The organism is Methylobacterium nigriterrae, from assembly GCF_037106235.1.
GTDB classification, from domain to species: domain Bacteria; phylum Pseudomonadota; class Alphaproteobacteria; order Rhizobiales; family Beijerinckiaceae; genus Methylobacterium; species Methylobacterium nigriterrae.
The window spans coordinates 49,399-73,666 of the sequence record NZ_JBAWTG010000026.1 but is presented as its reverse complement, the minus strand read 5'-3'; the positions used below and the strand labels follow the sequence as shown (position 1 = coordinate 73,666).

At 65.6% G+C, this 24,268-nt stretch carries 41 protein-coding genes and 2 pseudogenes; 21 read left to right on the top strand and 22 right to left on the bottom strand.

Translation table 11 applies throughout. The features are described 5' to 3' along the window. Positions 1 to 54: 54 nt before the first annotated feature. The 3 genes and pseudogenes from WDW90_RS15725 to WDW90_RS40725 form a co-directional block, all read right to left on the bottom strand. Positions 55 to 537, bottom strand: coding sequence for a GIY-YIG nuclease family protein (locus WDW90_RS15725; RefSeq protein WP_336488341.1), 483 nt, complete (start codon positions 535 to 537; stop codon positions 55 to 57). Beyond that, positions 527 to 1,636 carry a tyrosine-type recombinase/integrase gene (locus tag WDW90_RS15720; RefSeq protein ID WP_336488340.1) on the bottom strand — a complete coding sequence of 370 codons (1,110 nt, stop codon included), beginning with the start codon at positions 1,634 to 1,636 and terminating at the stop codon, positions 527 to 529. The genes WDW90_RS15725 and WDW90_RS15720 overlap by 11 nt, the downstream gene beginning before the upstream one ends. A 20-nt stretch (positions 1,637 to 1,656) precedes the next feature. Next, positions 1,657 to 1,860 (bottom strand): annotated as a pseudogene (locus WDW90_RS40725) (helix-turn-helix domain-containing protein); the annotation flags it as partial. A gap of 106 nt (positions 1,861 to 1,966) precedes the next feature. Between WDW90_RS40725 and WDW90_RS15715 the strand changes: the two are divergent. From WDW90_RS15715 to WDW90_RS15705, 3 genes are all read left to right on the top strand, one after another. Next, positions 1,967 to 2,251, top strand: coding sequence for a hypothetical protein (locus WDW90_RS15715; protein ID WP_336488339.1), 285 nt, complete (start codon positions 1,967 to 1,969; stop codon positions 2,249 to 2,251). 584 nt (positions 2,252 to 2,835) lie between these two features. Beyond that, a complete protein-coding gene (locus tag WDW90_RS15710; RefSeq protein WP_336488338.1) occupies positions 2,836 to 3,135 on the top strand; it encodes a hypothetical protein in 300 nt (99 codons plus the stop codon). Positions 3,136 to 3,318: 183 nt separating this feature from the next. After that, complete coding sequence (locus WDW90_RS15705; protein WP_336488337.1) at positions 3,319 to 3,537, top strand: hypothetical protein; 219 nt, start codon at positions 3,319 to 3,321, stop codon at positions 3,535 to 3,537. A gap of 128 nt (positions 3,538 to 3,665) precedes the next feature. Here WDW90_RS15705 and WDW90_RS15700 read toward each other — a convergent pair whose 3' ends face one another. The 10 genes from WDW90_RS15700 to WDW90_RS15655 form a co-directional block, all read right to left on the bottom strand. Next, the gene (locus WDW90_RS15700; protein WP_336488336.1) at positions 3,666 to 4,634 is read right to left on the bottom strand and encodes a hypothetical protein; all 969 of its coding nucleotides are present in this window, start codon (positions 4,632 to 4,634) and stop codon (positions 3,666 to 3,668) included. Beyond that, on the bottom strand, positions 4,634 to 4,981 hold the full coding sequence (locus WDW90_RS15695) for a helix-turn-helix domain-containing protein (protein ID WP_336488335.1): 348 nt from the start codon (positions 4,979 to 4,981) through the stop codon (positions 4,634 to 4,636). The genes WDW90_RS15700 and WDW90_RS15695 overlap by 1 nt, the downstream gene beginning before the upstream one ends. A 1-nt stretch (position 4,982) precedes the next feature. Further along, entirely contained in the window at positions 4,983 to 5,378 is a 396-nt protein-coding gene (locus WDW90_RS15690) for an HNH endonuclease (protein WP_336488334.1), read from the bottom strand. Further along, entirely contained in the window at positions 5,378 to 5,827 is a 450-nt protein-coding gene (locus WDW90_RS15685; protein ID WP_336488333.1) for a DUF1367 family protein, read from the bottom strand. Before WDW90_RS15685 ends, WDW90_RS15690 begins: the two co-directional genes overlap by 1 nt. Further along, positions 5,824 to 6,222, bottom strand: a complete 399-nt coding sequence (locus tag WDW90_RS15680; RefSeq protein ID WP_336488332.1) for a hypothetical protein — start codon at positions 6,220 to 6,222, stop codon at positions 5,824 to 5,826. Before WDW90_RS15680 ends, WDW90_RS15685 begins: the two co-directional genes overlap by 4 nt. After that, positions 6,219 to 6,857 carry an ERF family protein gene (locus tag WDW90_RS15675; RefSeq protein ID WP_336488331.1) on the bottom strand — a complete coding sequence of 213 codons (639 nt, stop codon included), beginning with the start codon at positions 6,855 to 6,857 and terminating at the stop codon, positions 6,219 to 6,221. Before WDW90_RS15675 ends, WDW90_RS15680 begins: the two co-directional genes overlap by 4 nt. Further along, on the bottom strand, positions 6,857 to 7,360 hold the full coding sequence (locus WDW90_RS15670; RefSeq protein WP_336488330.1) for a siphovirus Gp157 family protein: 504 nt from the start codon (positions 7,358 to 7,360) through the stop codon (positions 6,857 to 6,859). Before WDW90_RS15670 ends, WDW90_RS15675 begins: the two co-directional genes overlap by 1 nt. After that, on the bottom strand, positions 7,357 to 7,542 hold the full coding sequence (locus WDW90_RS15665) for a hypothetical protein (protein ID WP_336488329.1): 186 nt from the start codon (positions 7,540 to 7,542) through the stop codon (positions 7,357 to 7,359). Before WDW90_RS15665 ends, WDW90_RS15670 begins: the two co-directional genes overlap by 4 nt. Positions 7,543 to 7,545: 3 nt before the next feature. Continuing rightward, positions 7,546 to 7,950 carry a hypothetical protein gene (locus tag WDW90_RS15660; RefSeq protein WP_336488328.1) on the bottom strand — a complete coding sequence of 135 codons (405 nt, stop codon included), beginning with the start codon at positions 7,948 to 7,950 and terminating at the stop codon, positions 7,546 to 7,548. A gap of 124 nt (positions 7,951 to 8,074) precedes the next feature. Then, positions 8,075 to 8,608, bottom strand: coding sequence for a hypothetical protein (locus tag WDW90_RS15655; RefSeq protein WP_336488327.1), 534 nt, complete (start codon positions 8,606 to 8,608; stop codon positions 8,075 to 8,077). Positions 8,609 to 8,792: 184 nt separating this feature from the next. On the opposite strand from WDW90_RS15655, the gene WDW90_RS15650 reads away from it, so the two are divergent. Next, entirely contained in the window at positions 8,793 to 9,059 is a 267-nt protein-coding gene (locus tag WDW90_RS15650) for a hypothetical protein (RefSeq protein WP_336488326.1), read from the top strand. A 13-nt stretch (positions 9,060 to 9,072) separates the two neighbouring features. On the opposite strand, the pseudogene WDW90_RS15645 reads toward WDW90_RS15650, so the two are convergent. Continuing rightward, positions 9,073 to 9,775, bottom strand: a pseudogene (locus WDW90_RS15645) (IS5 family transposase). 138 nt (positions 9,776 to 9,913) lie between these two features. Further along, positions 9,914 to 10,711, bottom strand: a complete 798-nt coding sequence (locus WDW90_RS15640; protein WP_336488325.1) for a helix-turn-helix domain-containing protein — start codon at positions 10,709 to 10,711, stop codon at positions 9,914 to 9,916. Here WDW90_RS15640 and WDW90_RS40720 point away from each other — a divergent pair. Both WDW90_RS40720 and WDW90_RS15630 read left to right on the top strand, forming a co-directional pair. Then, positions 10,704 to 11,027 (top strand): transcriptional regulator, encoded by a 324-nt coding sequence (locus WDW90_RS40720; protein ID WP_431311045.1) that lies wholly within the window; start codon positions 10,704 to 10,706, stop codon positions 11,025 to 11,027. The genes WDW90_RS15640 and WDW90_RS40720 overlap by 8 nt on opposite strands. Positions 11,028 to 11,430: 403 nt before the next feature. Next, the gene (locus tag WDW90_RS15630) at positions 11,431 to 11,850 is read left to right on the top strand and encodes a hypothetical protein (RefSeq protein WP_336488323.1); all 420 of its coding nucleotides are present in this window, start codon (positions 11,431 to 11,433) and stop codon (positions 11,848 to 11,850) included. A gap of 124 nt (positions 11,851 to 11,974) precedes the next feature. On the opposite strand, the gene WDW90_RS15625 is transcribed toward WDW90_RS15630, so the two are convergent. Continuing rightward, the gene (locus tag WDW90_RS15625; RefSeq protein ID WP_336488322.1) at positions 11,975 to 12,202 is read right to left on the bottom strand and encodes a hypothetical protein; all 228 of its coding nucleotides are present in this window, start codon (positions 12,200 to 12,202) and stop codon (positions 11,975 to 11,977) included. A gap of 4 nt (positions 12,203 to 12,206) precedes the next feature. Continuing rightward, on the bottom strand, positions 12,207 to 12,461 hold the full coding sequence (locus tag WDW90_RS15620) for a hypothetical protein (RefSeq protein WP_336488321.1): 255 nt from the start codon (positions 12,459 to 12,461) through the stop codon (positions 12,207 to 12,209). Between WDW90_RS15620 and WDW90_RS15615 the strand changes: the two genes are divergently transcribed. The 11 genes from WDW90_RS15615 to WDW90_RS15565 all read left to right on the top strand — a co-directional run bounded on the left by WDW90_RS15615 (position 12,460) and on the right by WDW90_RS15565 (position 18,090). Next, positions 12,460 to 12,813 carry a hypothetical protein gene (locus WDW90_RS15615; protein WP_336488320.1) on the top strand — a complete coding sequence of 118 codons (354 nt, stop codon included), beginning with the start codon at positions 12,460 to 12,462 and terminating at the stop codon, positions 12,811 to 12,813. The genes WDW90_RS15620 and WDW90_RS15615 overlap by 2 nt on opposite strands. Beyond that, positions 12,810 to 13,037: a hypothetical protein gene (locus WDW90_RS15610; RefSeq protein ID WP_336488319.1), complete on the top strand. Its 228-nt coding sequence runs from the start codon at positions 12,810 to 12,812 to the stop codon at positions 13,035 to 13,037. The genes WDW90_RS15615 and WDW90_RS15610 overlap by 4 nt, the downstream gene beginning before the upstream one ends. Before the next feature lie 9 nt (positions 13,038 to 13,046). Then, a complete protein-coding gene (locus tag WDW90_RS15605; RefSeq protein WP_336488318.1) occupies positions 13,047 to 13,439 on the top strand; it encodes a LexA family protein in 393 nt (130 codons plus the stop codon). Further along, entirely contained in the window at positions 13,436 to 13,855 is a 420-nt protein-coding gene (locus tag WDW90_RS15600; RefSeq protein ID WP_336488317.1) for a RusA family crossover junction endodeoxyribonuclease, read from the top strand. The genes WDW90_RS15605 and WDW90_RS15600 overlap by 4 nt, the downstream gene beginning before the upstream one ends. Then, complete coding sequence (locus WDW90_RS15595; RefSeq protein WP_336488316.1) at positions 13,852 to 14,133, top strand: hypothetical protein; 282 nt, start codon at positions 13,852 to 13,854, stop codon at positions 14,131 to 14,133. The genes WDW90_RS15600 and WDW90_RS15595 overlap by 4 nt, the downstream gene beginning before the upstream one ends. 5 nt (positions 14,134 to 14,138) lie before the next feature. After that, on the top strand, positions 14,139 to 14,924 hold the full coding sequence (locus tag WDW90_RS15590; RefSeq protein WP_336488315.1) for a hypothetical protein: 786 nt from the start codon (positions 14,139 to 14,141) through the stop codon (positions 14,922 to 14,924). Positions 14,925 to 14,973: 49 nt separating this feature from the next. Beyond that, on the top strand, positions 14,974 to 15,471 hold the full coding sequence (locus WDW90_RS15585; protein WP_336488314.1) for a hypothetical protein: 498 nt from the start codon (positions 14,974 to 14,976) through the stop codon (positions 15,469 to 15,471). After that, a complete protein-coding gene (locus tag WDW90_RS15580) occupies positions 15,464 to 15,664 on the top strand; it encodes a hypothetical protein (RefSeq protein ID WP_336488313.1) in 201 nt (66 codons plus the stop codon). Before WDW90_RS15585 ends, WDW90_RS15580 begins: the two co-directional genes overlap by 8 nt. 40 nt (positions 15,665 to 15,704) lie before the next feature. Further along, complete coding sequence (locus tag WDW90_RS15575; protein ID WP_336488312.1) at positions 15,705 to 16,406, top strand: metallophosphoesterase; 702 nt, start codon at positions 15,705 to 15,707, stop codon at positions 16,404 to 16,406. 49 nt (positions 16,407 to 16,455) lie between these two features. Next, the gene (nusG, locus tag WDW90_RS15570) at positions 16,456 to 17,154 is read left to right on the top strand and encodes a transcription termination/antitermination protein NusG (RefSeq protein ID WP_336488311.1); all 699 of its coding nucleotides are present in this window, start codon (positions 16,456 to 16,458) and stop codon (positions 17,152 to 17,154) included. Positions 17,155 to 17,874: 720 nt separating this feature from the next. Beyond that, on the top strand, positions 17,875 to 18,090 hold the full coding sequence (locus WDW90_RS15565) for a hypothetical protein (protein ID WP_336488310.1): 216 nt from the start codon (positions 17,875 to 17,877) through the stop codon (positions 18,088 to 18,090). 595 nt (positions 18,091 to 18,685) lie between these two features. Here WDW90_RS15565 and WDW90_RS15560 read toward each other — a convergent pair. The 4 genes from WDW90_RS15560 to WDW90_RS15545 all read right to left on the bottom strand — a co-directional run bounded on the left by WDW90_RS15560 (position 18,686) and on the right by WDW90_RS15545 (position 20,293). Beyond that, positions 18,686 to 18,889: a hypothetical protein gene (locus WDW90_RS15560; protein ID WP_336488309.1), complete on the bottom strand. Its 204-nt coding sequence runs from the start codon at positions 18,887 to 18,889 to the stop codon at positions 18,686 to 18,688. Positions 18,890 to 19,256: 367 nt separating this feature from the next. Beyond that, complete coding sequence (locus WDW90_RS15555; RefSeq protein ID WP_336488308.1) at positions 19,257 to 19,406, bottom strand: hypothetical protein; 150 nt, start codon at positions 19,404 to 19,406, stop codon at positions 19,257 to 19,259. A gap of 186 nt (positions 19,407 to 19,592) precedes the next feature. After that, positions 19,593 to 19,883 (bottom strand): helix-turn-helix domain-containing protein, encoded by a 291-nt coding sequence (locus WDW90_RS15550; protein ID WP_336488307.1) that lies wholly within the window; start codon positions 19,881 to 19,883, stop codon positions 19,593 to 19,595. Next, complete coding sequence (locus tag WDW90_RS15545) at positions 19,883 to 20,293, bottom strand: type II toxin-antitoxin system RelE/ParE family toxin (protein ID WP_336488306.1); 411 nt, start codon at positions 20,291 to 20,293, stop codon at positions 19,883 to 19,885. Before WDW90_RS15545 ends, WDW90_RS15550 begins: the two co-directional genes overlap by 1 nt. A gap of 56 nt (positions 20,294 to 20,349) precedes the next feature. Between WDW90_RS15545 and WDW90_RS15540 the strand changes: the two genes are divergently transcribed. After that, positions 20,350 to 20,481 carry a hypothetical protein gene (locus tag WDW90_RS15540; protein WP_336488305.1) on the top strand — a complete coding sequence of 44 codons (132 nt, stop codon included), beginning with the start codon at positions 20,350 to 20,352 and terminating at the stop codon, positions 20,479 to 20,481. Further along, positions 20,478 to 21,083, top strand: a complete 606-nt coding sequence (locus WDW90_RS15535) for a hypothetical protein (RefSeq protein ID WP_336488304.1) — start codon at positions 20,478 to 20,480, stop codon at positions 21,081 to 21,083. The genes WDW90_RS15540 and WDW90_RS15535 overlap by 4 nt, the downstream gene beginning before the upstream one ends. A gap of 45 nt (positions 21,084 to 21,128) precedes the next feature. Here the strand turns inward: WDW90_RS15535 and WDW90_RS15530 are convergent, their stop codons facing one another. Further along, a complete protein-coding gene (locus WDW90_RS15530; protein WP_431311046.1) occupies positions 21,129 to 21,584 on the bottom strand; it encodes a cupredoxin domain-containing protein in 456 nt (151 codons plus the stop codon). Positions 21,585 to 21,836: 252 nt separating this feature from the next. On the opposite strand from WDW90_RS15530, the gene WDW90_RS15525 reads away from it, so the two are divergent. After that, a complete protein-coding gene (locus tag WDW90_RS15525; protein WP_336488302.1) occupies positions 21,837 to 22,409 on the top strand; it encodes a hypothetical protein in 573 nt (190 codons plus the stop codon). Continuing rightward, on the top strand, positions 22,393 to 24,267 hold the full coding sequence (locus WDW90_RS15520; protein WP_336488301.1) for a phage terminase large subunit family protein: 1,875 nt from the start codon (positions 22,393 to 22,395) through the stop codon (positions 24,265 to 24,267). The genes WDW90_RS15525 and WDW90_RS15520 overlap by 17 nt, the downstream gene beginning before the upstream one ends. Position 24,268 lies beyond the last annotated feature (1 nt).

The window sequence follows — 24,268 nt, the reverse complement described above, 5'->3', positions numbered from 1 at the left end:
TGTCGGGGTGTAGCGCAGTCTGGTAGCGCACCTGGTTTGGGACCCGCTGGCCTATCATTCTAAGTCCCTGCCAGAACTCAATAAAATTTGGTCGCTCGCGTCTCCGTCGTGAAAAACGACGGGATCGGCTGTAACGGATCCTGCATCCAGCGCGGTCAGCCGCTCTCGCCGCAGCTCGCGCACCCGCTGCACTCGCGCCTTTTTTAGCGGCCGGGGCCGGTTGATCTCGACCCCTCGCTTCAGCGCGAACAGGATAGTCGAACGCAACTTGTCGGTGAGCCTGAACCATTCGCCCCGAACATGCAGATCCTCGAAGGTTGTGTGCCACCACAACTCGTCGTCGGCTCCACCGGCGATCGCTCCCATGAGAAAACACTGATGCGGATTGTACGTTTGCGCCATGAGCGCGCGGCGCTCCGGCGGTCCCATGGTCCAGCCGATCTTCACGAACTTCTCGGACTGGATGAAATAAATGAAGGGCGGCTTCGCACACGTCCCATCTGCGCAGACACGCCAGAGATTGACCTTACCCTTCATTGACCACCCCCTTGGCTTCGTCGGCCGCAGGATGGCCAGCCTGACTGGCCCTCGCAGCCTTCTCCATCGCCTCCAGCACGTCGTCATGCATGACGTGGGCGTACTTCGCCGTGGTGGTGATATCGGCGTGCCGGAGCATCTTCTGGGCGACCTTCAGGTTCCCGCAGGCGCGCAGCACTCGGGTCGCGGCCGTGTGGCGGTTGTCGTGGAAGCGGTAGCCGGGAACGGCCGGCTTCACGTCCCGGCGGAAGGCCGTCTTCAGGCCCTCGTAGGTGATGGGGTAGCGCTGGCCGTGGCGCCGGGCGCCGCGCGTGCGCTCAGCCACGTAGGTGAACACGAACTCGTCGTGCTCGCCCTGCAGCGGCCAGAGCAGCTCGCGCACGGTAGGCGGCAGCGGGATCGGTGCGAGCTTGTTGCCCTTGCCCAGGATCCAGATCTGCCGGCCGCCCCAATCCACGTCCTTCCAGCGCAGCGTGACGCATTCGTTCAGGCGGCAGCCGGTGAGCAGCGCGAAGCGCACGATCGCGTGGTAGTCGGGCCGGAGGGCCGCGAACATGGCAGCCTCCTCGTCGCCGCGCAGCTCCCGCACGCGCTCGTCGGGCTCCTTCATCATGTGCCGGCGCCAGTCGATCGGCGCGACCGGCTCGCCCCAGAGCTTGCTCGCTCGGGCCACGATGCTGCGCAGGACCTCAAGGGTGCGGTTCACTGTGGCAGGGGCGACCACCTTGCCCTGCTTCGTGGTCTCCTGGCGCCGCGCCGTCCTCAGCCGAATCACCACGCCGTCGTTGATGCTGGCGATGCGCCGGTTCGCGCTGATCTCGCGCTGCAGCCACGCGAGGGTGCGCCAGATGTCGTCCTGTGTTGCCGCGAACTGCCCAACCTCGTCCCAGTACCGGGTGGCGGCAACGCCAAATGTCATCGGCTCTCGGCCGAGCGCTGCCGCGGCCTTAAGCTCGTCGGCAGCTTCTTTCCGCCTGACCTTTTCGAAGAGGTCGGCGTCCCGCTTCGAGGCGCACTTCGTGGTGCCGTGAAATCGATGACCCTGCAGCCAGAAATCGTAGAGGTAGTACGGTCGGCCTTTTGGCTTATGGGTCGACATTCGCGTTCCCTCCGTGCCTCTACGAATGCGGCGATGTCGTCAGGGTGGAACATCCGGTGTTTCCGCTGCAAGCCGCGGCCGGTGACGATGAAGGGCAGAGCCCCGTCTGACACGAGACCGCGTAGAGTGCGGGTGCAGATCCCGAGCCGCTCTGCTGCCTGACCTGACGTGAGCAGATATTCAGCCACGCCGCTTCTCCCCTCCGAACGTCCGCTCGATCGCATCGCCGGCCGCGGCGAGCACGCGTTCGATCTCGTGGCCGGGCTTCCGTGCTCTATTTGTCTCGTTCCTAGTCTCAGCCACTTGTGGCCAAGACAAAGGAGTGGACCAATGCGCGATACCTTGGCAGCAATTGATACGGCCGTGTCTGACAAGCGGGTAACGGAGGCGTTGTACTATCTCGCCACCGAACAACTTGCAGCCCAAGCGCTTGCTTTGGCAGCCCACCGGAGAAGCGAGCCGGCCACTTCTGAGCAGGCAGCTCGCTCCTGGATCGACGCCATTGCCGGCGGTCCTGGCATCACTGAACGCCACATGCCCGGTTCCAGTCGGACAATCGGCGAAGTCGCCGCCGTACGCTTGGCGAGGCTGGTTATGGCCGAGACGCCGGGTTAGCTCGTTAGCGGAGGCGCTCATGCTGCCTCCGATTTGCAGTGATTCGGATGCAGATGCTGACGTTAATCCGTATCCTGCCGGCAGGAACCGAACGTCTCGCGGGGCACTTTCCATTAATAGCCCTAGGAAAAACCTGTGATGAGACGCTCGATAATGTCTTTCGTGTTTTTCGGAATTCTGGTCGTTCCCGCGCTTGCTCAAATTTCGACCGAGCCCCAACGAGGGCAACAGCAGTCTCCGAACATGGCTCCGCGTAACGAAACGATTCCGGACCGTGTGCGAACACGCGATCCAGGCGGTTCGGAGATCATGAACGTCCGCAGTGGGCTCGCAGACCAGCCGCAGGCCGCTGACCCTAAGCCTGCGGTGCGTCAGAAAATGCGAGACGATAGGCGCAAACCACATTGAGAATTGGACGCCCTTAGACGCCTTCGCGTAGCGCCTGACATCTTGCAAGCGGGCGGTCATGCTGCGGCTCCGATCCCGAACGGGCCTTCAGCCGTCACGAGCACGACGCGATCTCGCTTGCTCATCGTAAGAGCTGACACCAGGGCCCGGACGCAAAGCCCCAGGAAGGGATCGACATGGCGCGCTTCATCGTAATCGACAGAGCAAAGGGCCACGTCTACGGCGACACGGCACGGTACGGCCGAGCCGGCAATGTGATCTCGCCGGCAGACGCGGCCTGCCTGATCGACCAACAGCTCGGCCGCGCGCCGCGCGGATTTGGCTACGTTAGCCGCCACAGCGAATCGGCAAGCTATGACGTCCACGAGATTCCGCCGTCTGCCCCCGGCGGCGCTACGACGAGCGAGCCCCAGGCGCATGCCCTCGTGCGCGAGCACGGCAGGTTCGCGGCTGCCCTTGTCTCCTACAATTCCTGAATTGGCGGCGGAGCAGATCCGGCCCGTCATGCTGCGGCTCCGATGTCGAGGGCGTCGGTGGGGCCGCGCGTTGTTTCGGTGCGGGAGCGGCGATTAAAAAATTTGTCCCGGATAGCATCGGTTATAGCGCTCATGGGGTTGGAGTACGTAAAAACAAATCCAAGCCGATGGAAGTTTGCCCTTATGAGAACGCTCGCTTCAACGATGAACCAAAAAATATTCGGCCGGCTTATCTTTGAACTGGCGCAAGCATCGCTGGATGGAGCAAGCGTGCCTGTTACGACTTTGATCAAGCAGTTCAGGCACCTACAGGAGGAGGTTCGGGCCGATGGTCTCGGCCAGTGCACCGTCGATGCGATCGTTGCAGGTCGCCGCATGCTCGGGGACCACTCCGCCATATGAGGCCACCGGCTGTTACCCTCGCCAAGGCAGACGACGCGGGTGGCGGCGCGGTTGATGCACGTGCTCATTGGCTGCGCCAGCACGCTGGAGTGAACCCCGCGGCGCGGGAGAGGCGGAGGCGGGGGTGGTCATGCCGCAGCCCTCCTCACTCGCTCCACCATCCGCGCCAGCACAAGCATCCACCCGCGCTCCAGCCGCGGCGCCAACTCAGTCCCATCCGGATGCCAATGCCGCTTGTAGGCGGCGCACTGCTCGACCGTGTACAGCGCACCGGCGTCGGTGCCGCGGTAGACAGCGGCTTCGGGCGTGAGCGTACACTTCCTACAATAACGTTTGTTGGTTGTGGCCAACCGGCATTCCGCCCTAATGTTTTTCTTGCCTAACCGGCAGTGAAAATGGGGCTCGATGCCATGCCTGATCTCGACCAAGTCACCGATGATGCTGAGGCAAGCGTTGCGTTTAGCCTTCTGCGCGACGCGTATATGGATCTCGCTCAGACCTTGCTTCGGATCGAGGAGGAGCCGGCGCGAGAGCTTTTGCGCGGTGTCGAGCAGCGCACTACTCTGCGGCTTGTAAGCGCCGATGGGGAGGCAGCGGGCAAGGGCCCTGACAGCGAAACGATTGCCAAGGCGGCAGAACCCGTATGCGCCGTTCTCCGCGCGGCGCAAGCTGCAGCTTTGCACTGAGGTAAGCTGGCAGGCGGAGGGGCGAGCGGCCATCATGCTGCCCCCGCTGTATCGTGGCTCTCGGATGAGGTGATGGGCGTATGCCGGCCGAGCGCGGCCATCGTGCGCGCGAAGATCCCCGGCCGCGGAGCCGGCTTCGGCACCACGCAGATGCGTGACGGATGCTGTAGGCCGGCGATGTCCTTCAGCAGCAATGAGCCTCCGCACCGTCGAGACGAGCCGGGCCGCATCAGCCAGGGCGGCCGCATCGGCATCCGCGGCCTCGACGTGCTGCTTGGTCTCGGCGAATCCGTCTGGCAAGTCGAAGCTCTGCGCTTCGCGGCGGTAGCGATCCTGACGGAGCGCTGCGGCGGCCAAGCCGGCTTCCAGGGTGGGCAGATCGAAGCCTGAGAAGTCTGGGGCTGCCACCATCAGTGCGTCCCCTGCATCTCGCAGATCGCGCCGATGACCCGCTGCGAAGCGAGCATGCCGTACCGGCATACCGAGCGGCGGTAGGCGGAGACGAGGTCGCGCTCGTCGGGGGTCACCTCGATCAGGTCGGGCGGGGTGAATTGCACGGCCGGGACGCCGAGAGCATCCGCGATGACAGCGCGGCGGCTCTCGTTCGGGAGGGTGCGGCCGACTTCGTATTCGCGGAGCGTGACAAGGGCGACGCCGATAGCGTCCGCCAGCTCCCGCAGTGTCACACCCTTGCGCAGGCGTGCGGTCCGGATCGAATCGCCGACGAACATGGCGATGGCTTTCTCGAGCGTGCGCATGTCAGCGAGTCCTCTGCAGGGATGGGCCGAACCACTTGTTGACGGGGACGCTGGCAGATCGTTTCCGCTCGGCCTTCGCGAAGCCGCGGCCCCTCAGCGTCGAGCGCTTCGGGATCGCGAGTTCAGCCGCCTTCTCGCGCTTGGCCTCGGCCGCGCGGCTGTGGTCGTCAGCATCTTTGGCCGGCTTGCAGGTGTAATGGGCAGGCGCGCAGTTGCCGTCGAGATCGGCGCCGCCGAGCTCCAGGGCGCGGATATGCTCGACGTACCAACGGTCGCGGGTGCCATCGATCGGCCGGTCGCAGAGGCAGCAGATGCCGGCGCTGGCCTCCCAGATCCGCAGTACACGCATCTGAGACATGGCCAGGCGCTTCGTCGTGCCGATGTCTTCGAAGGGCATCAGGCGGCCCTACCGGCTTCGCGTACAAGCTCGCCGGCCTCGCGGCTCAGCGTCTCGACATCGGTCCCCAGATGCTCCGACAGAACGCGGACGGCCTTCGCGTACCAGCTTTCGAACCGCTCCTGGCTCATGGCTGCGAAGCTGATGCTGGCCGGGACAGGGTAAGGCAGGCCGGTGAGAGCAGAGATGCGGGTCTCGAACAGCCCAGTCGCGAGCTTCAGATCTTCCAGCAGGATCGTGGTGTCTGCCCAGCGATCCGTGTTCTGGATGACGACATTCAGCAGGACGAACAGCTTGCGGTGGTGCTGCACGTTCCGGGGCTTGCGGATGCTCAGCAGCACCTCGCGGCCGATCGGCACCCTCTGCATGAACTCGTCGCTCATGATGTCGGCCGGCACGAAGCCTTGCGGGCGGCGAATGAAGACGCGGGCGTCGAGGTCGGTGCTCACAGCCCACCTCCGAACATCTCAAGCTGCCGGGACGGCGCCGGGGCAGAGGCGGCTAGGCGCTCAGAACCCTGGAACAGGCGGGAAAGGTAGACCGGATACCGGTGCTTGTTCTTGCGCGGGTCGGTCAGACAGTGCCGGGCACCACCGGAGAAGGTGATCACGCCGTCCTTGATGGCGCGCATCCACACCGAGCCGGCAGAGTTCGGCCTTTCCGGGCGCAAAGGGCACTCGGCAAGCAGATCGTTGATATGGACGGTGGCTTGGCGCTCCGCGATGCGGATAATCGCGTCGTAGGCCGCATCGGCGTAGCCCGGAGCATCACGCTCCTGCGCCTCGGCGACGGCCTGCATGCCGGCCTCCCGGCGATCGGCAGCGAGGGTGGCGGGCGAGGTCACTGGATCGCCCTCCGCTCTTCGGCGAAGGCTTCGACCTTCTGCCGGTCAGCCTGATCCAGGCACTCCGGGTCGCGCTTCACGGGTTCAAGGCCGAGCCAGCGCGAAACCGCCCGGTCGCCCGAGATCTTCCAGAGCGAGGCCATCATGTCCTGCGCCATGCGCTGAGACGATGAGAGCTCGATCTCCATGCCGTTGGTGTGCAGAGCTGGGCCGGTCTGCCGCTGTTGCTGTGGCCGATCCGGCATGGCGCGCTCGCCGTCATCGTCGTCGGTCGGCGGCACGCCGAGGGCTGCCATCAAGGCGTACCGAAGCCCGTAGGTGATCGCAGAGCCGACGCCCTGCGGGTCGCGCTTGACCACCGGCATATGCAGCGTCGAGCGCATCCACTCGCCCGAGGTGTGCATCAGCATTGTGGTGATCTCGATGCTGCCCTCGACCAGGGCGCCAGGGGCCTGCGTAACTGACAGGCCGTTGGCCTGAAGCGCCGGCCGGGCCGTATCCAGCACCGCCTCAAGGCTCGCGTAGCGGTTCTTGAAGTGCGGGTTCTTGCTGTCCTTGACGACCCCCGTGAGGACGCCCTGCGCGGCGTGAATCGCTTTCGAGAGAGCGGCGATGGATGCGCTGTGCTCGATCATCACTTGCTCCGGATCGTCATGATGGGTTCGGGGTTGGCCAGCTCGGCGCCGAGCACGGGGCCACCCTGCAACGCCGAGAGCAGCGCGGCCTTGTCCACCTCGCGCTTCGTGCGGAAGTACGGGTCTGGAAGCGCGGCCTCGTCGGTGACGACGATTTTCGGCCGCCCATGACCGATGCTGGCGGTGAAGTCGGGCGCCTGGAGCTTGGGCAGGCCCATCTCCTGCAAAGCCCAGAGCGCGGCTCGACGCAGGCTCTCGGCTTTGCTGTCGAGGCGGGCGCGGCGCTCGCGCATATCGGCCTGCATCTCGCCGAGCGCCTTGCTCTGCGCCTCGGTGAAGCGGGCGGCACGGACGATCCGGCGCACCCGCTCGACGACATCGCACTCGGCCTCGAGCAGCGTGGCGAAGTCGGGATCCTCGGCGTCGATGCCGGCGGCCTGGATCTGCGCGGCGATCTCGGCAGCGACTCGCACCTCATCGCCAAGGGACGGTCGGTCGCTCAATTTGCCCTCCGAAGCGGCTTGAGGATTCGGTTGTCGTTGGCGGGGAAGGGCGCCGGCCGGCGAAGGCACTGGCGCGGGCGAGGCCGCATCAGCAGGCGCAGGAAGGGCGGGATCACGAAGATGGAGCCCGCGCCAAGGATCAGGGCGCAAATGATCAGGATGAGGGCGGACAGGACTTGCATGGCTCAGCCCACCGCACTCACGAACCCGGCTTCCCGGTCGGCATCCGACTGCGTGTCCACGCGGCGTGCAGCAGCGATCGTCGGCCCGAGCGACGGGACGGAGGACTTCTCCTCGTTTCGGGTGATGCGGCGCTGAAGCTCGACGCACAGGGTCGCCGTGGTCGGCGTGACGCGGAATGGCTCGCCAGCTGCCTCGGAAGCCAGAGCGCGGTCGAACTCATACCGGCAGCGGGTGATCTCGCCGACGGCGCGGGTGATGGCCGTGTCAGGGTCGTGCTTGGGGAAGGCGTAGCGCGTCGAGCCTTCGCAGATGCGAAGTGTCAGGCTCAGCAGGTGACGCTCAGCGGCCTGCAGGGCGTCGAACGCCAGGATGGCCGGGCTTTCGGTGATGTCATCGGTTGCGAACATGGGCGCGCACATCGGGCGGCACTCCGGCGGAAAGTTCAGGGAAGGCGGGCGCTGATGCGATTGCCGGCCAGCCAGAGCAGGCTCACGGCGAGCATCGGGGAGACGATGGCGAGGGCGGCGAGCATCAGTGCGCTCCACCGCTCAGAGCGAACCGATGGGCAGCAGCGTCATGCGCAGCGCGGGCATTGATGGCGTCGACCCGGCTCTGCTCGCCGTCGAGGATCGCCAGTTGCTTTGTGCTGGTCGGCGTCAGCAGGTCTTTGGCGATGGCGACGCGCTCATCCACGGTGCCGGCGAGGCGGTGCACATGCATCTCGGTGGCGCCCATGCCGGCCAGGATGCTGAGGACGCGGGTAAGGCTCGGGCTTTTGCTGATGCTGGCGACGCTGAGGATGTGAGCCTCGCCGTTCTCATCGCGACGGACAGCGAGCGCTACGGTGTCTGCGATGTCGTCGGGCTGAGCATCTGCGATGGCGTGGACACCGACGACGTAGCGCTTGCCGCTGCGGCCGCGCCAGGCGGAGAGGGCGAGAGCCGGGGTTCCGCGCAGAACGGAAGCGGTGCGCAGGCGCTCCTCGCGGACCTCGGGTCGGCTGGCGCGGTCGGATTTCAGGTCGGAGAGCGCAGCTCTCCACTCGAGGTGGCGGCGAGACGGCACGGGTGGCTCCATCGCGGGGTGGCGATGGATAACAACTACGACTTAGGTTGTTGGTTGTCAACTACCTGAGTAGCGCGACCGGCTGTTGGTATTTATCCCCAGCGTTCCCCAGGGGCAACCGATTGACAGGAACGAGAACAGAACGCGAACATTAGTACGGTCAGAGACCATAGAGGAGGCGCCGGTGGCGTCGCAAGTAGAGTCTAGGAAGACGTTTTACGTGGTTCAGGGCTTCACCAAGGAGGCGGCCGGCTTACGGATGGATGCCCCGATTCAAGCGCTCACGGAGGCGTCTGCGCTGAAAACTGCCGAGCGGCTTTCCGAACGCAAAGCCTCAGTCCTGGCATTCGCGCGGACCGGTAATCCAGCGACTGGAGAGTTCGATGACCCCATCGTGCTGGCGAGCTACGGGAGGCCCATCGGAGACGGCGTGGAGGACTTGCCGTTCTAGGGTCTGGACTCGATCAGCACCAGAAGGCGACGACGGCAGCCAGAGCAACGGCCGAGGCGTAGTTGCGGGCGAGCTTGTCATAACGGGTGGCGATGCGGCGGAAATCCTTGAGGCGGTTGAAGGTCGCCTCGATGCGCCAGCGTTCGCGGTAGCGGGGCCCATCGTGCCGGATCTTGCGCTTGCGGCCGCGCTTGCCCGGGATGATCGGCGTGATCCCGCTCTTGCGTAGATCGGCGCGCAGCCAGTCGGCGTCATAGCCCTTGTCGGCGGCCAGACGCCGTATCCGGCCCGGCGCCTCGGCCAGTACCGCCGGCGCAGTCGTCACGTCGCTGGCGTTGCCGGGCGTCAGCAGGAGGACGCCGGGGCGGCCGAGGACATCGGTGAGCGCATGGATCTTGGTGGTCTGGCCGCCGCGCGACGGGCCAATGGCCTGCGCCGTCGCCCCCTTTGCCGCCATGGGCAGAGCGGTGGGCTCGGACGTAGCTGCTGTCGAGGGCGGCTGCGTCGCCTGCCCATCCCGCCCTGGCCAGCGCGGCCAGCATCGCCTTCCAGAAGCCGCGCCGCGACCAACGATTGAAGCGGTTGTAGACCGTGGTGCGCGGGCCGTAGGCGGCCGGGCAGTCGCGCCAGCGACACCGGGAGGTGAGAACATGCAGGATGCCGGAGATGATCTGCCGGTCGTCCTTCCGCTCGGGTCCGGGCTGGTCCCTGGGCATGAACGGTTCGATCATCGCCCACTGCTCATCCGAGAGCCAGAACAGGTCCGCCATCGCTATCTCCAGGCCGCGAAACAGCTGCCTGGAATCACAAAACGACAAACCCCGCAATGGTTTGGTTCGGTTCACGCCCTAAGCCTATCGCCGAAAATCCTTAGCCACGATACGGTGACGAGTACCCCATTCAGCACGATCGAGATCAAATTCCCGCTCAGGCCGGAATTGCTTCACTCGCCATTTGTCCTCAGTAGAGCTAAGAAAGCGCTTCACAAGGGCGCTCGGTTCGTCAGCTTTGGTATTGTAGAACACGCACGACGTGTTCGGCAGCACAGGCAGGCGTGGGTTGACCATCAAGATGTCGCCGGGTTCGAACTCTGGCGCCATGGACTCGCCTACGAGATAGATCGCGTAGCCGTCCTTCACACCTTGAAGAAGAGGTGGACGCTTCACAGTGCCAATCGAATCGCGTTCGATCAGGAGCGCGCCTTCGCCGCCCTCGGCGGCTGCATAAAGCGGCACATCTCCAACTAGACCGGCCGCTGCAGCCCAATAGGCGGGGTCGCGGGCAAACTCGGGGAGAGCCGTGATGCCGCCAGCAATCCGCGTCGGCCTGGTGACGGCTTGAGCGCTGCCAGCACCCGCTCCAAATGCCTCGCGAGGAAAAGCTGCCGAATCGAGCTTCAGCTCAGCTATCAGCGCATCCAGAACCTTGGTGCTCTGCGGCTTCTCGTTCTCGATCTTGTTGATCGTCGCCTGCGAGACGCCAACGGCAGTCGCTAACTGCTTCTGGCTGAGTCCGCGCGCCTCGCGCGCTTCGCGGATAAGGTCGTGCCACGTCATAGCGCGGCAGTCTAAAACCTCGGTTGTTGGAACGCTCGGATAACTTGGTTGTTGACTACCAACAACCTGGGTGGTTACATCCGGCGCCATGAGCATTCAACCACTGATCCAGGCCGCGATCGCCATCCTCGGTTCCGAGACGAAGCTCGGCACTGCATGCGGCGTTTCGCAGGGCGCAATCTGGAAGGCGAAGCGGGCTGGCCGCGTCTCCGGCGAGCTCGCTGTCGCTATCGAGAAGGCAACGAGAGGAGTCGTGCCACGCTGGCGGCTCCGTCCGGATCTCTGGGAAGCGCCGGAGGGGTACGTCGAGGGCGAAATGCCAGCAGGGCTGCCGCCGCGCTCCCGCGCCGACGTGCCGGCTCCGATCTCCTGCCCGTTCCCGGAAGGCTTTCCCGGAGGCCAAGCTCGATGATTGCGGTCATCCGAGCCTTCTCCTTATCGCGCACGACCGGCTCGTGCCCAGGCGCCACGCGGAAGTCGACCTGGTCGATGGCCGCGCTGCCCATGGCCTTCCAGTGCTCGGCCGTTTCGATCGGATCGATGTTCGCCTCGCGGCAGAGCGTTGCGACCCTCCGCAGCGTTATCAGGATCACCTGCTGCTGGGCGCACTGCTCGGCAACCATGTCGTCGAAGCTCTCCGGTCTCATTGCCCACTCCATCGCTCTCGTCACGGCGAGCGTGGCTGGGCGGCTGCGGGCGGCAACTAACCTTCCATGCGTTCACGATTGGCGCCTCGCCTCCGTCCGCTTCGAACTTTTGGGGAGCCGGCGCCCCTCTCAAGCGAAGCCTCTGCGCGTCGATTCCGGAGGCGGCGCGTGACCGCATCCTACGGCGATCGCTTCGACGGACAGATCCGAGCCGCGCTCAAGGCCGGCGACTCGCTCTGGCAGATCGCGCTCGATCTCGGCGTCAGCCGACGCTTCGTGTGGGCGCGGGCCGACGCGATGGGCCTCAAATCCAGTCCTCGGCCGCATCGTCGCTTCGGACGTCGCGGGCCCGCTCGCTTCCCGAGCTACCTCGTCGCGATCGTCACCGGCCGGAGCGACCCGGCCGCCTCGCGCCTCGCCGCGCAGATCCGCGCCCGCGATCTCGGCCCGGCCGATCTCTCCGACAACGCGGTCGCCTGCCTGCATGAGGCTGGCCTGACGCTCGACGATCTGCAGGGCTGCGCCGGCATCGCGCCCGCCCAGGCCGTTGCCGCCATTCGCCGCTGTGCCGAGGCGCGCGCGGCATGAACGCTCTCGCATCATCCTTTCCCCCGATCCGACTGCCACACATGTCCCCCGCGGTTCGTCGGACGTGCCGGGTCGTAGCTCTCGTCAAGCGCAAGGCTTCCCGCCCCGCGGCCCGGCACACCCCTCATTGCGTCAACGCAAAGCGCGGTCGCCCATCCAAGGCTCGTGCGACCAGCCCGCAGGCTGCTTGTGCTGCGTCGGTCAGGTCGGGATGCCGCCGCACGAGCCCCGTCATCGACATCTCGACATGGGCTTTCAGCGAGTCGCCAGCGCCCGGCTCGGCCGCTCCTGCGCGCGTCACCAGCCATTCCGCCATGGCGTGCATCGCCAGGGTCACGGCCGCTGCGTTCAAGTCCTCAAGCTCGCTCCCTGACATCCTTTTCCTCCCGGCGGCGGTTCGCGTTTCTCCCGCTGCCAAACTGCGGAAGGCCGGCTTCCCGGCCGGCCTCCGCTCCCTTCTTCCCTCGCGTGATCGTCTGAGCCGCCAAGCTGGCGATCGCGCTGTTCTGCGTACCGCGTATCCCCTCGTCGTTGTCGGGGTCCGTTGAGATGTCGTCCGTCTCCCTAGTTACTGTGTCCCCTCCGATGCGCAAAGCATCGGGGAAAGCCATGCGAAAGTCCGGTGGGAATTTGACCAAGGGTTGGGAGATCAATCCCCAACGTTGGGTTGATGAATGGCGGCGCATTCATCCGGTTAAGCCTGCGCAATGCGTCGCTGAGAACCTGAGCGCACCGCCGAAGACCGTCGAGAAGTGGTTCGCCGGCACGTCGCGGCCGTCCTTCGACTGGTTCGGTCCGATCCTCTGCGTCTACGGCCTCGGCTTCGTCGTTGGCGGCATCCCAGCTCCGACCCCCTGGCTCGACGATGCCGCCCGCGAGGAGCGCCGGCAGCAGCTGCTGGCCGCCCGTGAAGACATCGACGCGAAGCTGGCGGCCTGCTGGCAGGAAAGGATCGGCGCGTGACCGAACGCCTGCGCTTTCACTGGCACCGCTTGCTGCAGTGGGCTCACCAGCACATCGCGCTCTTCGCGAAGGGCCGGTTCGACTTCCACTGGGACTGTTCCGAGCACCACGGCTGGCACGCTGATCTGCTCGCTCCGCCGTGCGCCGAGCAACCGCCGCCGGAGTGGAAGCCTCGCTTCTGGGACTGCGACGACCACCGCGACCCAGCTGACCGCCTTAACTGAGGACCGACGATGCTCAGCGAAGCTGTGACAGAGCCCGCCTCGGCACTGCGTACTGGCGCCCTCTCCACCTACGGGGCGACGCCGCAGGCCACGGAAGTGCTGCGCTTCATCCGCGCCTACTGGGGCGAGCATGGCAACGCGCCCTCCTACGCGCAGATCGCCGATCATCTCAGGCTCAAGAGCAAGTCCGGCATTCACCGCATGCTCGTGCAGTTGGTCGAGCGGGGGCACATCCGCTGGATGCCTGGCCGAGCCCGCTGCATCGAATTGGCGGAGCGTCAGAGTTTCACGTTGCCGGTTGATGTCGGTGGGCGCCTTTGCGCCGACGCGCAGCTCGTGGGCGTCTCTCCTGAGGAGCATCTGCGGAACGCGGTGATTGCCTACCTCGGGGGCGCCACGTGACAGCCGCCGCTCGCACGCTCAAGGCTTCAAGCACCGCCGCCTTTGACCAGCGCCGCGACGCCGAGAAGGTCGTGCTGCAACTCAGCATCCCGCCCTCGGTGAACGAGATCTGGTCGTCCAAGAAAGGCGGCGGCCTCCGCCTCTCGGACAAGTACGCGGCTTGGCTCTGCCAGGCCGGATGGCAGCTGACGCAGCAGCGGCCGGGGAGGATCTTCGGACGCTACACGCTGACCTGCTGGATGCCCCGCGGCAGCGGCGCCGATCTCGACAACCTCACGAAGGCCGTTTCCGACCTCCTCCAGCTTCACGGAGTCATCCGCAACGACCGCGAGGCCGAAGAGATCCACCTCTACTGGCAGGATGAGTGCGAGGAGACGATCGTGGAAGTGCAGCCGTTCGCGGGAGCGGTCGTATGAGCCTCGGCGCCTATCTCGATTCCCACCTCTCCGAATTTGGAGAGGCACTGGAGCGTGCCGCCCGCGCCGCGCTTGAGCGCTTCTGCGCCATCTGCGGACAGCCTGCTTCCATTAGCTTCGGCTGCTTTACAGATCGGGATGGGACCTGGGTCTGCGAGGATCTGGACTGCCGAGCCGAGGCTGAGGCGCGGGCCGTCGATGCCGTGAAGGCCCCCGCCGCGCCTGTAGCCGATCCGCTCGCCGGCACACTCTTCGATCCCCTCATGGCTGCGGAGTAGCTGCAATGGCGGTCACCGCCGATATTCTGCGCCGCCTGGGGAAGCTCCGCCTTGAGCCGGAGGCTTTCGAGGAGGTGCTGTCCATCATCGCCGACCTTCAATCGGTCGACGAGGCGCGCCGTGCTGGACAGCGCGAGCGCACCGCGCGTCACCGTGCTGCGAGACGTGACGGTAACGTTACAGTCACGACACAGGAACGTGACGCTGGCGTTACGCAGGTCGGCCCTAACGACCCCTCCCCCTTGCCCCCCCGCACCCCCCCTATAACCCCCACCCCAAACACCTCTTCCGACCCTGACGGGTCGGGCTCGCTGAGCGAGCCAACCCCGGCTGATCCTCGCCGGGATCTGTTCGCCCGGGGCCTGCCGGAGCTTCGCCGGATGACCGGCAGAGCCGAGCCGCAGTGCCGGTCGCTGCTCGGCAAGTGGCTCAAGGTCGCCGAGGACAGCGCGATCATCGTCATGGTCGCGATCGACGACGCGGCGGCCAACGAGGTCGCCAGCCCCATCCCGTACATCGAGGCCATCATCCGCCGGGAGGCTCAGCGCAATGGCTCAAGACCTTCAGACCTCCTCGCCGGCAGTGCTCCCCGCGATCGACGTTCGGGAACCGTCCACTCTGCTGTTTCTGCCGCCGTGGCTCGCCACGCAGATCGCCGCGGTGTCGGACTTGGGAGCGGGCCGCACGATCCTCGATCCGAAGACCCGCGCGGTGATCGGCCGCGTCGCCACGATCCCGAGATCGAAGATGCCGACTGGAGCCCAGCGGCAGGCTATCGCGCAGCGCATTGAGGAGCTTCACCGCGCTGCCCGGCCGGGACCCATCGAGACCACCATCAAGATGCTTGGCGAGATCGTGAACGAGCACGCACCGGCCCGGCTCGACGACGACACGGCCGACATCAAGATCGGCGCCTATCTGGATGCGGTCGATGATCTGCCGGCCTGGGCCATTCGCGAGGCAATGCGACGCTGGCGCCGCGGCGAGGTGAGCGGCGATGCCCGTGATCTCGATTTCGCGCCGAAGCCCCCGCGCCTCCGCCGTCTCGCGCAGAGCATCGCCGCGACGGCAAGCGGCCAAGCTATCCGTCTGCAACGCATCCTCGACGCCCAGCCCGAGGACGAGATGCCCGAGGAGGCGCGCGCCGAGAACCAGAAGCGCTTGGTGGCCGTGCTGAAGGATATCGGTGAGCCTGCGATTGAGCCGGCTGGTTCCGCTGCTGCTGAGCGCGCTCAGGCCCGCCGCGAGCTCAACGAGCGCATCCTTGCCGTGGAGGCCGAGCGCAAGGCGCGCATCGCGGAGCGGGATGCGGCAGAGAGCGAGGCCATCGATGTCTGACCGCCTGTCCCTGCGCACCACCGTTGTTCCGCTAGAGCAGCCCGACCCCGCTCCCGAGTTTGAAGACCGCCTCCTCACCAACACCCGTGAAGGCAACGCCTTCGCCGTCCGCGCCAATGGCGAGGTCAACCTTCTGCTCTCCAAGCGCAAGCTGCTCCTGCTGATCCAACTCAGCGCGGGCGCGATGCGTTAACCCGCCATCCCGCGTCGCACATCCCGGAGGCCGCCAGACCATGCCCACCTACGCCATCGCAGACCTGCACGGCCGCTTCGACCTGTTCACTAAGGCAATCGCCGCCGTCACCGAACGCGGCGGCGGCACGGTCGTGTTCACGGGCGATTACGTCGACCGCGGGCCGGAGAGCCGGCAGATCATCGAGGCGCTGATGGCCGGTCCGCCGACTGGCCAGGAATGGATTGCCCTCAAGGGCAACCACGAAGACATGATGGTCGCGGTGTGCCGTAGCCGCGCATCGATTGAGTGGTGGATGGAGAACGGTGGCGCTCAAACCCTGATCTCCTACGGCCACCCGATGAGCGGGTATGTCGACTTGTCCGTCGTTTCGTCCGAACACCTCGCATGGCTTGATCGCCTTCCGATCCTGCGCCGTGAAGGCCACCGCCTTTTCGTACATGCCGGCGTCGATTTCATGATCGCTCTGGAACTCCAGAGCGAGAAGAAGTGCCTCTGGATGCTCTACCCAGATGGGTTCGAGGGAGGCCACGGCGATCTGCACGTGGTCCATGGTCATCACCAGTTCGCCGATGGCCCCAAGCTCTATGCCGGCCGAACCGACCTCGACACCTTCGCTTGGTACACCGGCAGGCTCGTGATCGGCGTCTTCGATGACGATGTGCCGGGAGGCCCGGTTGAGCTGATCGAGATCATCGGTGAGCCGCACGAGTTGGCGCTCCGAGGGGCCGCTGAGGCCTGAGTTCGTCGCCGCCCCATCCCTTCGTTGTGTATCAGGGAAAGCCGCCGCCATGCCCTCCAGTCGCCTCGGACGATACTCCGACGCCAAAGCCACGCCTCAGCACAACTTCACGATCCTGAAAGACGTGCCGCTGCCCGACGAGAAGCGGAACAAGGTGCCGGAGATCAAAACGCCTGGCGTCAGCTGGTATGTGTGCACCACAGTCCCACAGGCTGAACTTCGGGCCGCAGAGAGCCTGCGTCGCACCGAGGTGGATGGCGACAAGCTATTCCTGGCCTACACGCCTTGTGAGTTCTTCTGGCGACGACCGCAGCGCGCGAACCTGAAGCTGCCCCGGCGCGAGTTCCAGCGGCCTACCATGCGCCACTACCTCTTCGTCGGCATCAAGGGCGGCGCCTCAGACGAAGCGCTTGCCGCATTGCGCGAGCGCGACAGTGAAGGCCGGAATACGCACGGCCTGATGGGCATCCTCGGATCGGCCCGGGGGCCGCTGTCGATGAATGAAAGCGGCCTGGAATGGCTTGCCGATCGGGCTCAAGAGGAGCGGGCCGGCCGCACCAGCACGCAGGCCACGGCGCCCTTCGAGCGCGATGAGGCGGTTCGCATCGCGGCCGGTCCGTTCGCCGGCTTCTTCAGCCGTGTGCTCGCCGTGGATGATACCCGCGAGCAGGTCGTCGTCGAGATCAGCCTCATGGGCCGGCGATCCGAGATGCGAATGAGCTTCGAGCATGTGCACAAGGCGGCATGAGCGCCGCAGCCGCTGCACATCTACCCGCCTCTGTTCCGCGAGGTGCAGATGAACCGCGGCGGCCATGGCTGAGGCGAGCCAGGAGAATTGGGGCGGGCGCTGAGCATCATGGACGAGATGGTCGACCTGGATTGCGACGGGCAGTTGTCGGCGCAGATCGCGGCGGAGCGGCCCCAGGGCGAATGACAGCTCGAGGTGCGGACCGTGGCGGTACGAGGCTGCACAGGGTATGGCCGCGACGTTCAGCGCGTCTTACTGATTTAGGACACGTTCGAGAGTGCGCTCCGATGTGGCATGAGATCTTCGGCGTCATCGCGGTGATGACAGCGGCGACGGCCGTGCTGCTTCACAGCTGGGAAGCTCCGACTTGGGCGATCGCCGCCGTCTGTGTCCTAAGCGTGACCGCCACCGTACTGTACAGCATGTCGGTGCAAACGAAGGCGGTTCGGCCCGGACCTCAGATATCGTCGAGCTATTCGAATGTGAGCTTCCCGATAGCGAGAGCACGACGGTCAATCCAGTCGACATCGGACGAGCCGGCCTTTTGAAGAGCCTTGCGGCGGTTGGATCGCTCGAGGGAGCACGCGAACGTATTGTGTATCGAATGCACGAAATTCTGCTAAATGGCACTAACTATGCTAATTAGCTGATCTGAACCTACACATGCGTGAGCCGCAGATCTGCAACTTCAGCGTGGTCTGCTAGCATACGGAGGTCTAAGTGGCTCACTCCATTTTCATCCGTGACGTCGGTCACTTCGGCGGTCGTCGTCCGCAATTGCTCGCCTACGAGATTGGCAACCGTTCGGAGGCCGAAAGCTTGGTTCGATCCATTGCGGGCTCATACCGCGATCATGGCCTGAACCCAGCAACAGCGACGTACTGGTTCCGGCACAACGACAGCGTGCGCGAGATCTACGTCTGGCCGGATGCCTGATCCAACGAAAAGCCCCGCGAGCCGTGAGGCTGCGGGGCGAGGATCCATGACGAAGAGAGAAACGGCCCCGCCATCATGCGTATTGGGGGGAGGAAGAATGGCGGGGCCGCGCCGAGGTGCCTGATCCTCGACCCGTGCATCCTGTACCCTCTCGCCGGGCCCGACACTCACGCAGGTGAACCGCAGCCGAAAGAAAGCCCCGCGCCGAGGCTGCGGGGGCGAAGGTCATCTGGGGGATCGGACCCGCCAGCGTCGATCGGGGTTAGATTTCCACCGACGGGGCCTTTTCGCCGGAGAATGCAACCCTGCCCGTGAGCGGTCGACCTGATGAGGCGCCACCGCCATCGCAAAAGTGAGGTGCGAGACGCACGGAGAAGCCCCACGGGTGCTCAGGCCGCGGGGCTTCTATTGGCAGTGAGACCTGGGCGGCTGTTGCTCGGCCCCACGCGAGCAGACTGCAAGCGCTTTGCGTATCCTGCAATACGCCTAGCCGGCCATTCAGGACGAGGCGGCAACACGAAAGTATGACCCGGCATGAAATGGCCCGCCGCGGCAAACCGGGCGGGCTGAGATGGATAATGGTGTGGGATGGGGGCTACCGGTCGCCGAAGCCGGATAGCAGCTTCTCGATCTGAGCCAGTCCACTCTCGCGGGCCTTGGTCTTGCTGTGAAGGTCCCGATCGGAACGCTGAACCATCTTTCCGTTTTTTCGGATCGCCCATTGATAAGAGGCACCGTCTGCCTTCGGCGGCAGGATCTCCAGGGAGTACGGATGGAGCTTGGGATCTGTCTCTGTCATGGAGCCGATATGGTGCGCTCGCACCTCGGCTGCCACCCGGTCTGAGCGCTACGTCGGCTCAGTGCTTCAGAAGGCTCTGGAAGCTCTCATTCGGCGGAGGCCTATTCGAGAACTGAGCCAGGTGGCTCAGGCTTGGTTCGGCGAGGCCGCCGGCATTGGCATAGGCGGCAAGAGCTGTGCACAAGGCCATCTGACGCTTGACCATCCATAGATGTTCGCTATCGTTCGCACTTGCGCCGATTGCAGAACAATATGGACGGGTTGAGCGCGAGGACGGATGTGAGGCCGCCGGAGGCCCTGCCGCTTCTCCCCAATTCAGAGATGCGCCCCGAGCGATCCGATCGCTGCGGGGCTTTTCTACAGCCATTCAGACGATGAGATTGATCAGCAGGATCGCCACAACACCGCCCGCGATTGCGAGCCCCATCAGCACGATGCTGCTGAGCTGATCGACGGTGTCGACGGATTCTCCCTGCCGGTGAACCGGCGCGTTAGCTGGATTGCCGTGCGTGTCCATGCGCGTCTCCCTGACCGTAAGGGTGACCAACGCGCGCCAGTGATTTTGGATCGCAGGTCGTCAGCAACTTCGACGCCGAATGCGGCGATAGCGCTTCGCGCAGTCTGGCTCTAGCGGTGACCCAGCCCACGGCATCACCGAGGCAACGGGATTGTTGCGCCCCGAGCGATCCGATCGCTGCGGTACCTACGCCGCCTCTAGGGCCCGCTCAACCGCAGCCAACTCTTTGTCGATAACGATGAGCAAGGTACGAGCCGCTGCATCGGGATTGCGCCGCTTCTGCTCCCAATCGCGGACAGCGGCCGGTGATAGCCCGAAGCGTTGTGCAAACCGCTGCTGAGACAGGCCGGTTTTCTTCCGAACCGCAGCCACGTCGACCGTGGGAGGCGTGAAGACGCGAGCCGGCTCCATCTCGCCTCTGGCGATGGCCCTGGCCTGCTTGGCGCTGCGGAGAAGACGCTCACCGAGTTTGCTCATCAGATCCTCCGTCTCATCTTGGCGAGCTTAGCGGCGACTCCGGACCGGTAGTCGTCAGCCAAGCAGGAAAGTTCGGCAGCAAGCGCGTTGCGCTCCGCCTTGGTCAGATTGTCCCGCTCGCCCTTATCGATGAGGGCCAGAAGGAACACGGGCACGTCTTCACCACCATAGTAGTGGACCGTCCGGTAGCCGCCGCTCTTGCCTTGACCCTTACGCGCGAACCGGACCTTCCGGGCCCCGCCCGTTTCCTTCATGAGAGCACCGGCCTGCGGGTTGGCCGACAGCCACGCAACCATGTCCGCAATCTCGTCTTCAGACAGGCCGGCATCCTTGGCGTCGCTCTCGAAGTCCGGCGTGGTCAGGACGCATGTGCATGGACCGTAAATACGGCAATGCCGTAGCTTAGTCAAGCGCAATGTACGGCAGTGCCGCATACGGCGCGAGCATGATCGAAGAGCGTCTTACCATGCTCGATTCGCGCCCTCGGCCGCCGGCCACCCTCTCCGACCTCTGGCAACTCTACTGGTGCGCCTCGGAGATCATGGCGCTCACCGCCATCGAGATGCCGGGGGCAGTGATGCGGGAGATGGGGCGGTGACCGGTCTCACCTTCCACGGCGACGGACTGCTGGGGCGTTTCTCGAACCAACTGGGCGAGCTCGGCGCGAAGGCACCCATCGCCCTGGCCCGCGCCCTGAACCACACCGGCACCAAGGCCAGGACGCAGGTTATCAAGGCGCTGACCCAGCAGAGCGGCCTGAAGCGCTCCGTCATCGTCCGGGCCGTCAAGGTCAACAAGGCGACCGCCGCGGCCGAGCAGTTCGGGTATGTGGGCAGCCTGACCTACACGCTAACCACGCACGGCGGCGACATCAGCCTGAAGTTCTTCGCGCCGAAGGAGACCAGGGCGGGCGTCTCGGCCGCACCCCGCGGGCGTCGTCAACTCTTCGCCGGCACCTTCACCAAGGGCGGCCGCTTCCCAAACCGCAAAGGCCCCGTCATGGGTGGCCAAGTGTTCCGGAACGTCAGCCCCAACCACGATTGGCGGGGCAGGGCGCAGTTGCAAAACTCGGGCGTCTACATCCCGGACGAGATGCTGCAGGGTGCCACAGCCGCCACCTTCGAGCAGGTCATGGGCGCCGATCTCGAGAAGCGTGTCAGCCACGAGATTGGCTTCCTGATGGGGATGCCGGGGCTGTGACGATCCTGCTTCCAGGGAGCGAAGTCGTCGATTGCTGAAGGTCGCTCAGCCGGAAGTCGGCTGCAGAGTCAGTTTGCCCGTGAACGGGGCGTCCTGCTTGCGGGTGCTGGTGCAGGCATAAGGCTGGCTGCCCACCTGCATGGTCCGTAGGCGCAGCGTGCCCTGACCGTTCTGCTTCACGAGGTAGCCCTTCTCGCTCATGACGTGAACGAGATCGCCATCGGCGTGCAGCACGCGCCCGTTCTCGAACTGCTCGCCCATCGTGATGGTGACAGGCGCATCCACGTGGCTGACGACGTGAAGCTCTACGTTGGTGTTGGCCGGAAGCAGCAGTTCGGCGGGCGCGCAAACCGGCTTGCCACTGTCGGAGTTGATGGTCAGCTCCACCGGTGGCATCGCATTGGTTGCGGGTGGGGGGAGAGGCTTGCCCTCGGCAAGAGCGCTGTTGGCCGAGAGAACGGCAGCGATCACACCGATCCCGAGAGTTTTCTGTCGCACGATTGTCGGTCTCCACTTCATTGAGTGGTGACCAAGGCTTCATGCGGAAGCCCGTTCCGACACGCGACTCCGCGCCGCTGCCAGGCCGAGGATGAGCAAGTCGCAGATGCCGTCTCGACCGCGCGGCGCCCCTCTCGGTGTGGCATGCCCGCAACGAATGGAACCCGGCGGGTCCTTCCACCCCCACCCCACCCATTGCGGGCAGAGTTGCTCCCGACTTCTGGCTCGCTGCAGGTTTAATTTTCGAGGTTCGCAGTGGGCGTCAGCCGGCGGGAATGCGCCAAGATTATCGGGGTGTCCGAGGCGGCGATCCGGAAAGCCATCAAAGCCGGCCGCATCACCGCACACCCGGATGGCACGCTCGATCCGGAGGCTGTTCGGGAGGCCTGGATCAGGAGCACGGACCCGGCGCGTACCGCTGTGCGCACCGGTTCGCAGGGTGCGCACGCACCCCTGGTAGCACCAGATATCCAGGCGCAGGCCGCGGCGAAGGCTCAGCTTGCCACTACGCGGGTTGGCGAGATCCTGCTGGCCGAGGGTGTGGTCGTCGAAGGCGAGCTCACCTTCAACCATGCCCGGACGGCCGAGAAGATCGTTCAGACCTGGCAGCGGGACCAGGCACACGCAAAGGAGCAGGGTCGCCTCATCCTCGCCGAGGAAGCCGAGCGCCGCTGGGCCGACGAGGTCGTGCAGATGCGGGCCCGCCTGCTTGCTATCCCGGGCGAGTGCGCCTTCGAGCTCTCCCACCTGTCGAAGCACGACCTGTCGGTGATCGACCGGATCGTGCGGGACGCCATGACGGCCGCGGCCGATGTCCAGCCTGCTTGATCGCACCGCCCGCGCCGCGCGCGCCCGGCTCGTGCCGCCGCCGCGCCTGCCGCTGTCGCAGTGGATCGAGCGCCACGTTCACCTGCCGCCCGAGGTCGCGGCGCGCCCCGGGCCGGTCCGGCTCTGGCCGTTCCAGCGCGAGATTGCCGACGCGATCAGCGATCCGACCCTCGAGCGCGTCACCGTCCGCAAGGCGGCCCGCGTCGGCTACACCACGCTTCTAACAGGAGCCACGGCCAGCTACGTCGCCAACGAGCCGGCGCCGATCCTGACGTTGCTGCCAACCGACGACAGCTGCCGGACCTACATCGTCTCGGATCTCGAGCCGATCTTCGACGCGAGCCCGGTCGTGGCGGGCATCCTGTCCACCGCGGCGGACGAGACCGGCCGCAATACCATTCGCCACCGCCGCTTCCCGGGCGGCTCGCTCAAGATCGTCGCTGCGCGCTCGCCCCGGAACCTGCGCGCCCACACTGTCCGCATTCTCCTCATCGACGAGGAGGACGCGATGGAGACGACGAGTGAGGGTGATCCACTCGACCTTGCCATCAAGCGGACCCAGAGCTTCCCGAACCGCAAGATCGTCCGAGGCTCGACCCCGACCGGCGCCGACACCTCGACGATCTGCCGGGCCTACGAGGCGAGCGACCGGCGCATCTACGAGATCCGCTGCGTCGAGTGCGAGGAGTTCGCCGAGCCGCTCTGGTCGCACATCGAGTGGGAAAAGGAGCGGGACGCCACCGGCGTCGTGACGGCGCACCGGCCGCAGACCGCGGCCTGGGCCTGCCCGAACTGCGGCGTGCTGATCCCGGAGCGCTTCAAGGCCGAGATGGTCGCAAACGGGCGCTGGCGGGCAACCCGGCCTGAGGTGCAGGGCCATGCTGGGTTCGCTCTCTCGGCGTTGATCTCGCCGCACGTGAACGCGTCCTGGAGCGTTCTGGCGGCCGAGTACCTCGAGCTTCACCACGAGCCCGAGCGGCTAAAGACGTTCCACAACACGCTACTCGGCTTGCCGTGGTCGGAGAGCGTCGAGACCACGACGCCAGATGCTCTGGCCGCACGAGTCGAAGCCTTTGGCCTCAACGTCCGCACTCCGGACGGCGAGGCCCTCGACCTGCCCGAGGCCGTGCTGCTGCTGACCTGCGGCGTGGACGTGCAGCCCGACCGGCTCGAGGTCGTGATCTATGGGTGGGATCGCGAGGGCACCGCCTACGCGCTCGGCCACTTCGTGATCTGGGGCAACGTGTTGGAAGGGCCGGTCTGGCGCGAGCTCGACGAGCTGCTGCTCCAGCGCTGGAAGCATCCGCTCGGCGGCGCGCTCGGTCTCGAGGCGACGAGCGTGGATTCGGGCGATGGCGGCACGGTCGAGGCGGTCTACGCCTTCTGCTGGCCGCGCTTGTCGCGCAACGTGCTGCCGATCAAGGGCATCGGCGGGCGCCGCCCGATCATCGAGCGCTCCAAGGGGCGCGTCACGGGCGGAGCGCTTGGCGGCGAGGGCCGGCTCTGGATCGTCGGCGTCGACGAGATCAAGCAGATCCTGGCCACGAAGCTGGCGCGCTACCCGGATCAGATCCGGTTCTCGGCCAGCCTGCCGCTGTCCTGGTTCTCGCAGCTCTGCTCCGAGCGTCGCGTGATCCGCCGGGAGGGTGGGCGGCCCGTCCGCAGGTTCGAGCGCGTTCGCAACGAGGCGGCCGAGGCGCTCGATGCCACCGTCTACGCATTCGCGGCACGCTACGGTCTACCGGCCGTGGACTTCGAGGCGCGGGCCAGGAAGCTCGCCGATCGAAACGCGCCGAACACGGCTCGGCCGGCCATGCCCACCCGCATGGTTCGGCGCTCAAGCTACATGGGACGTTGAG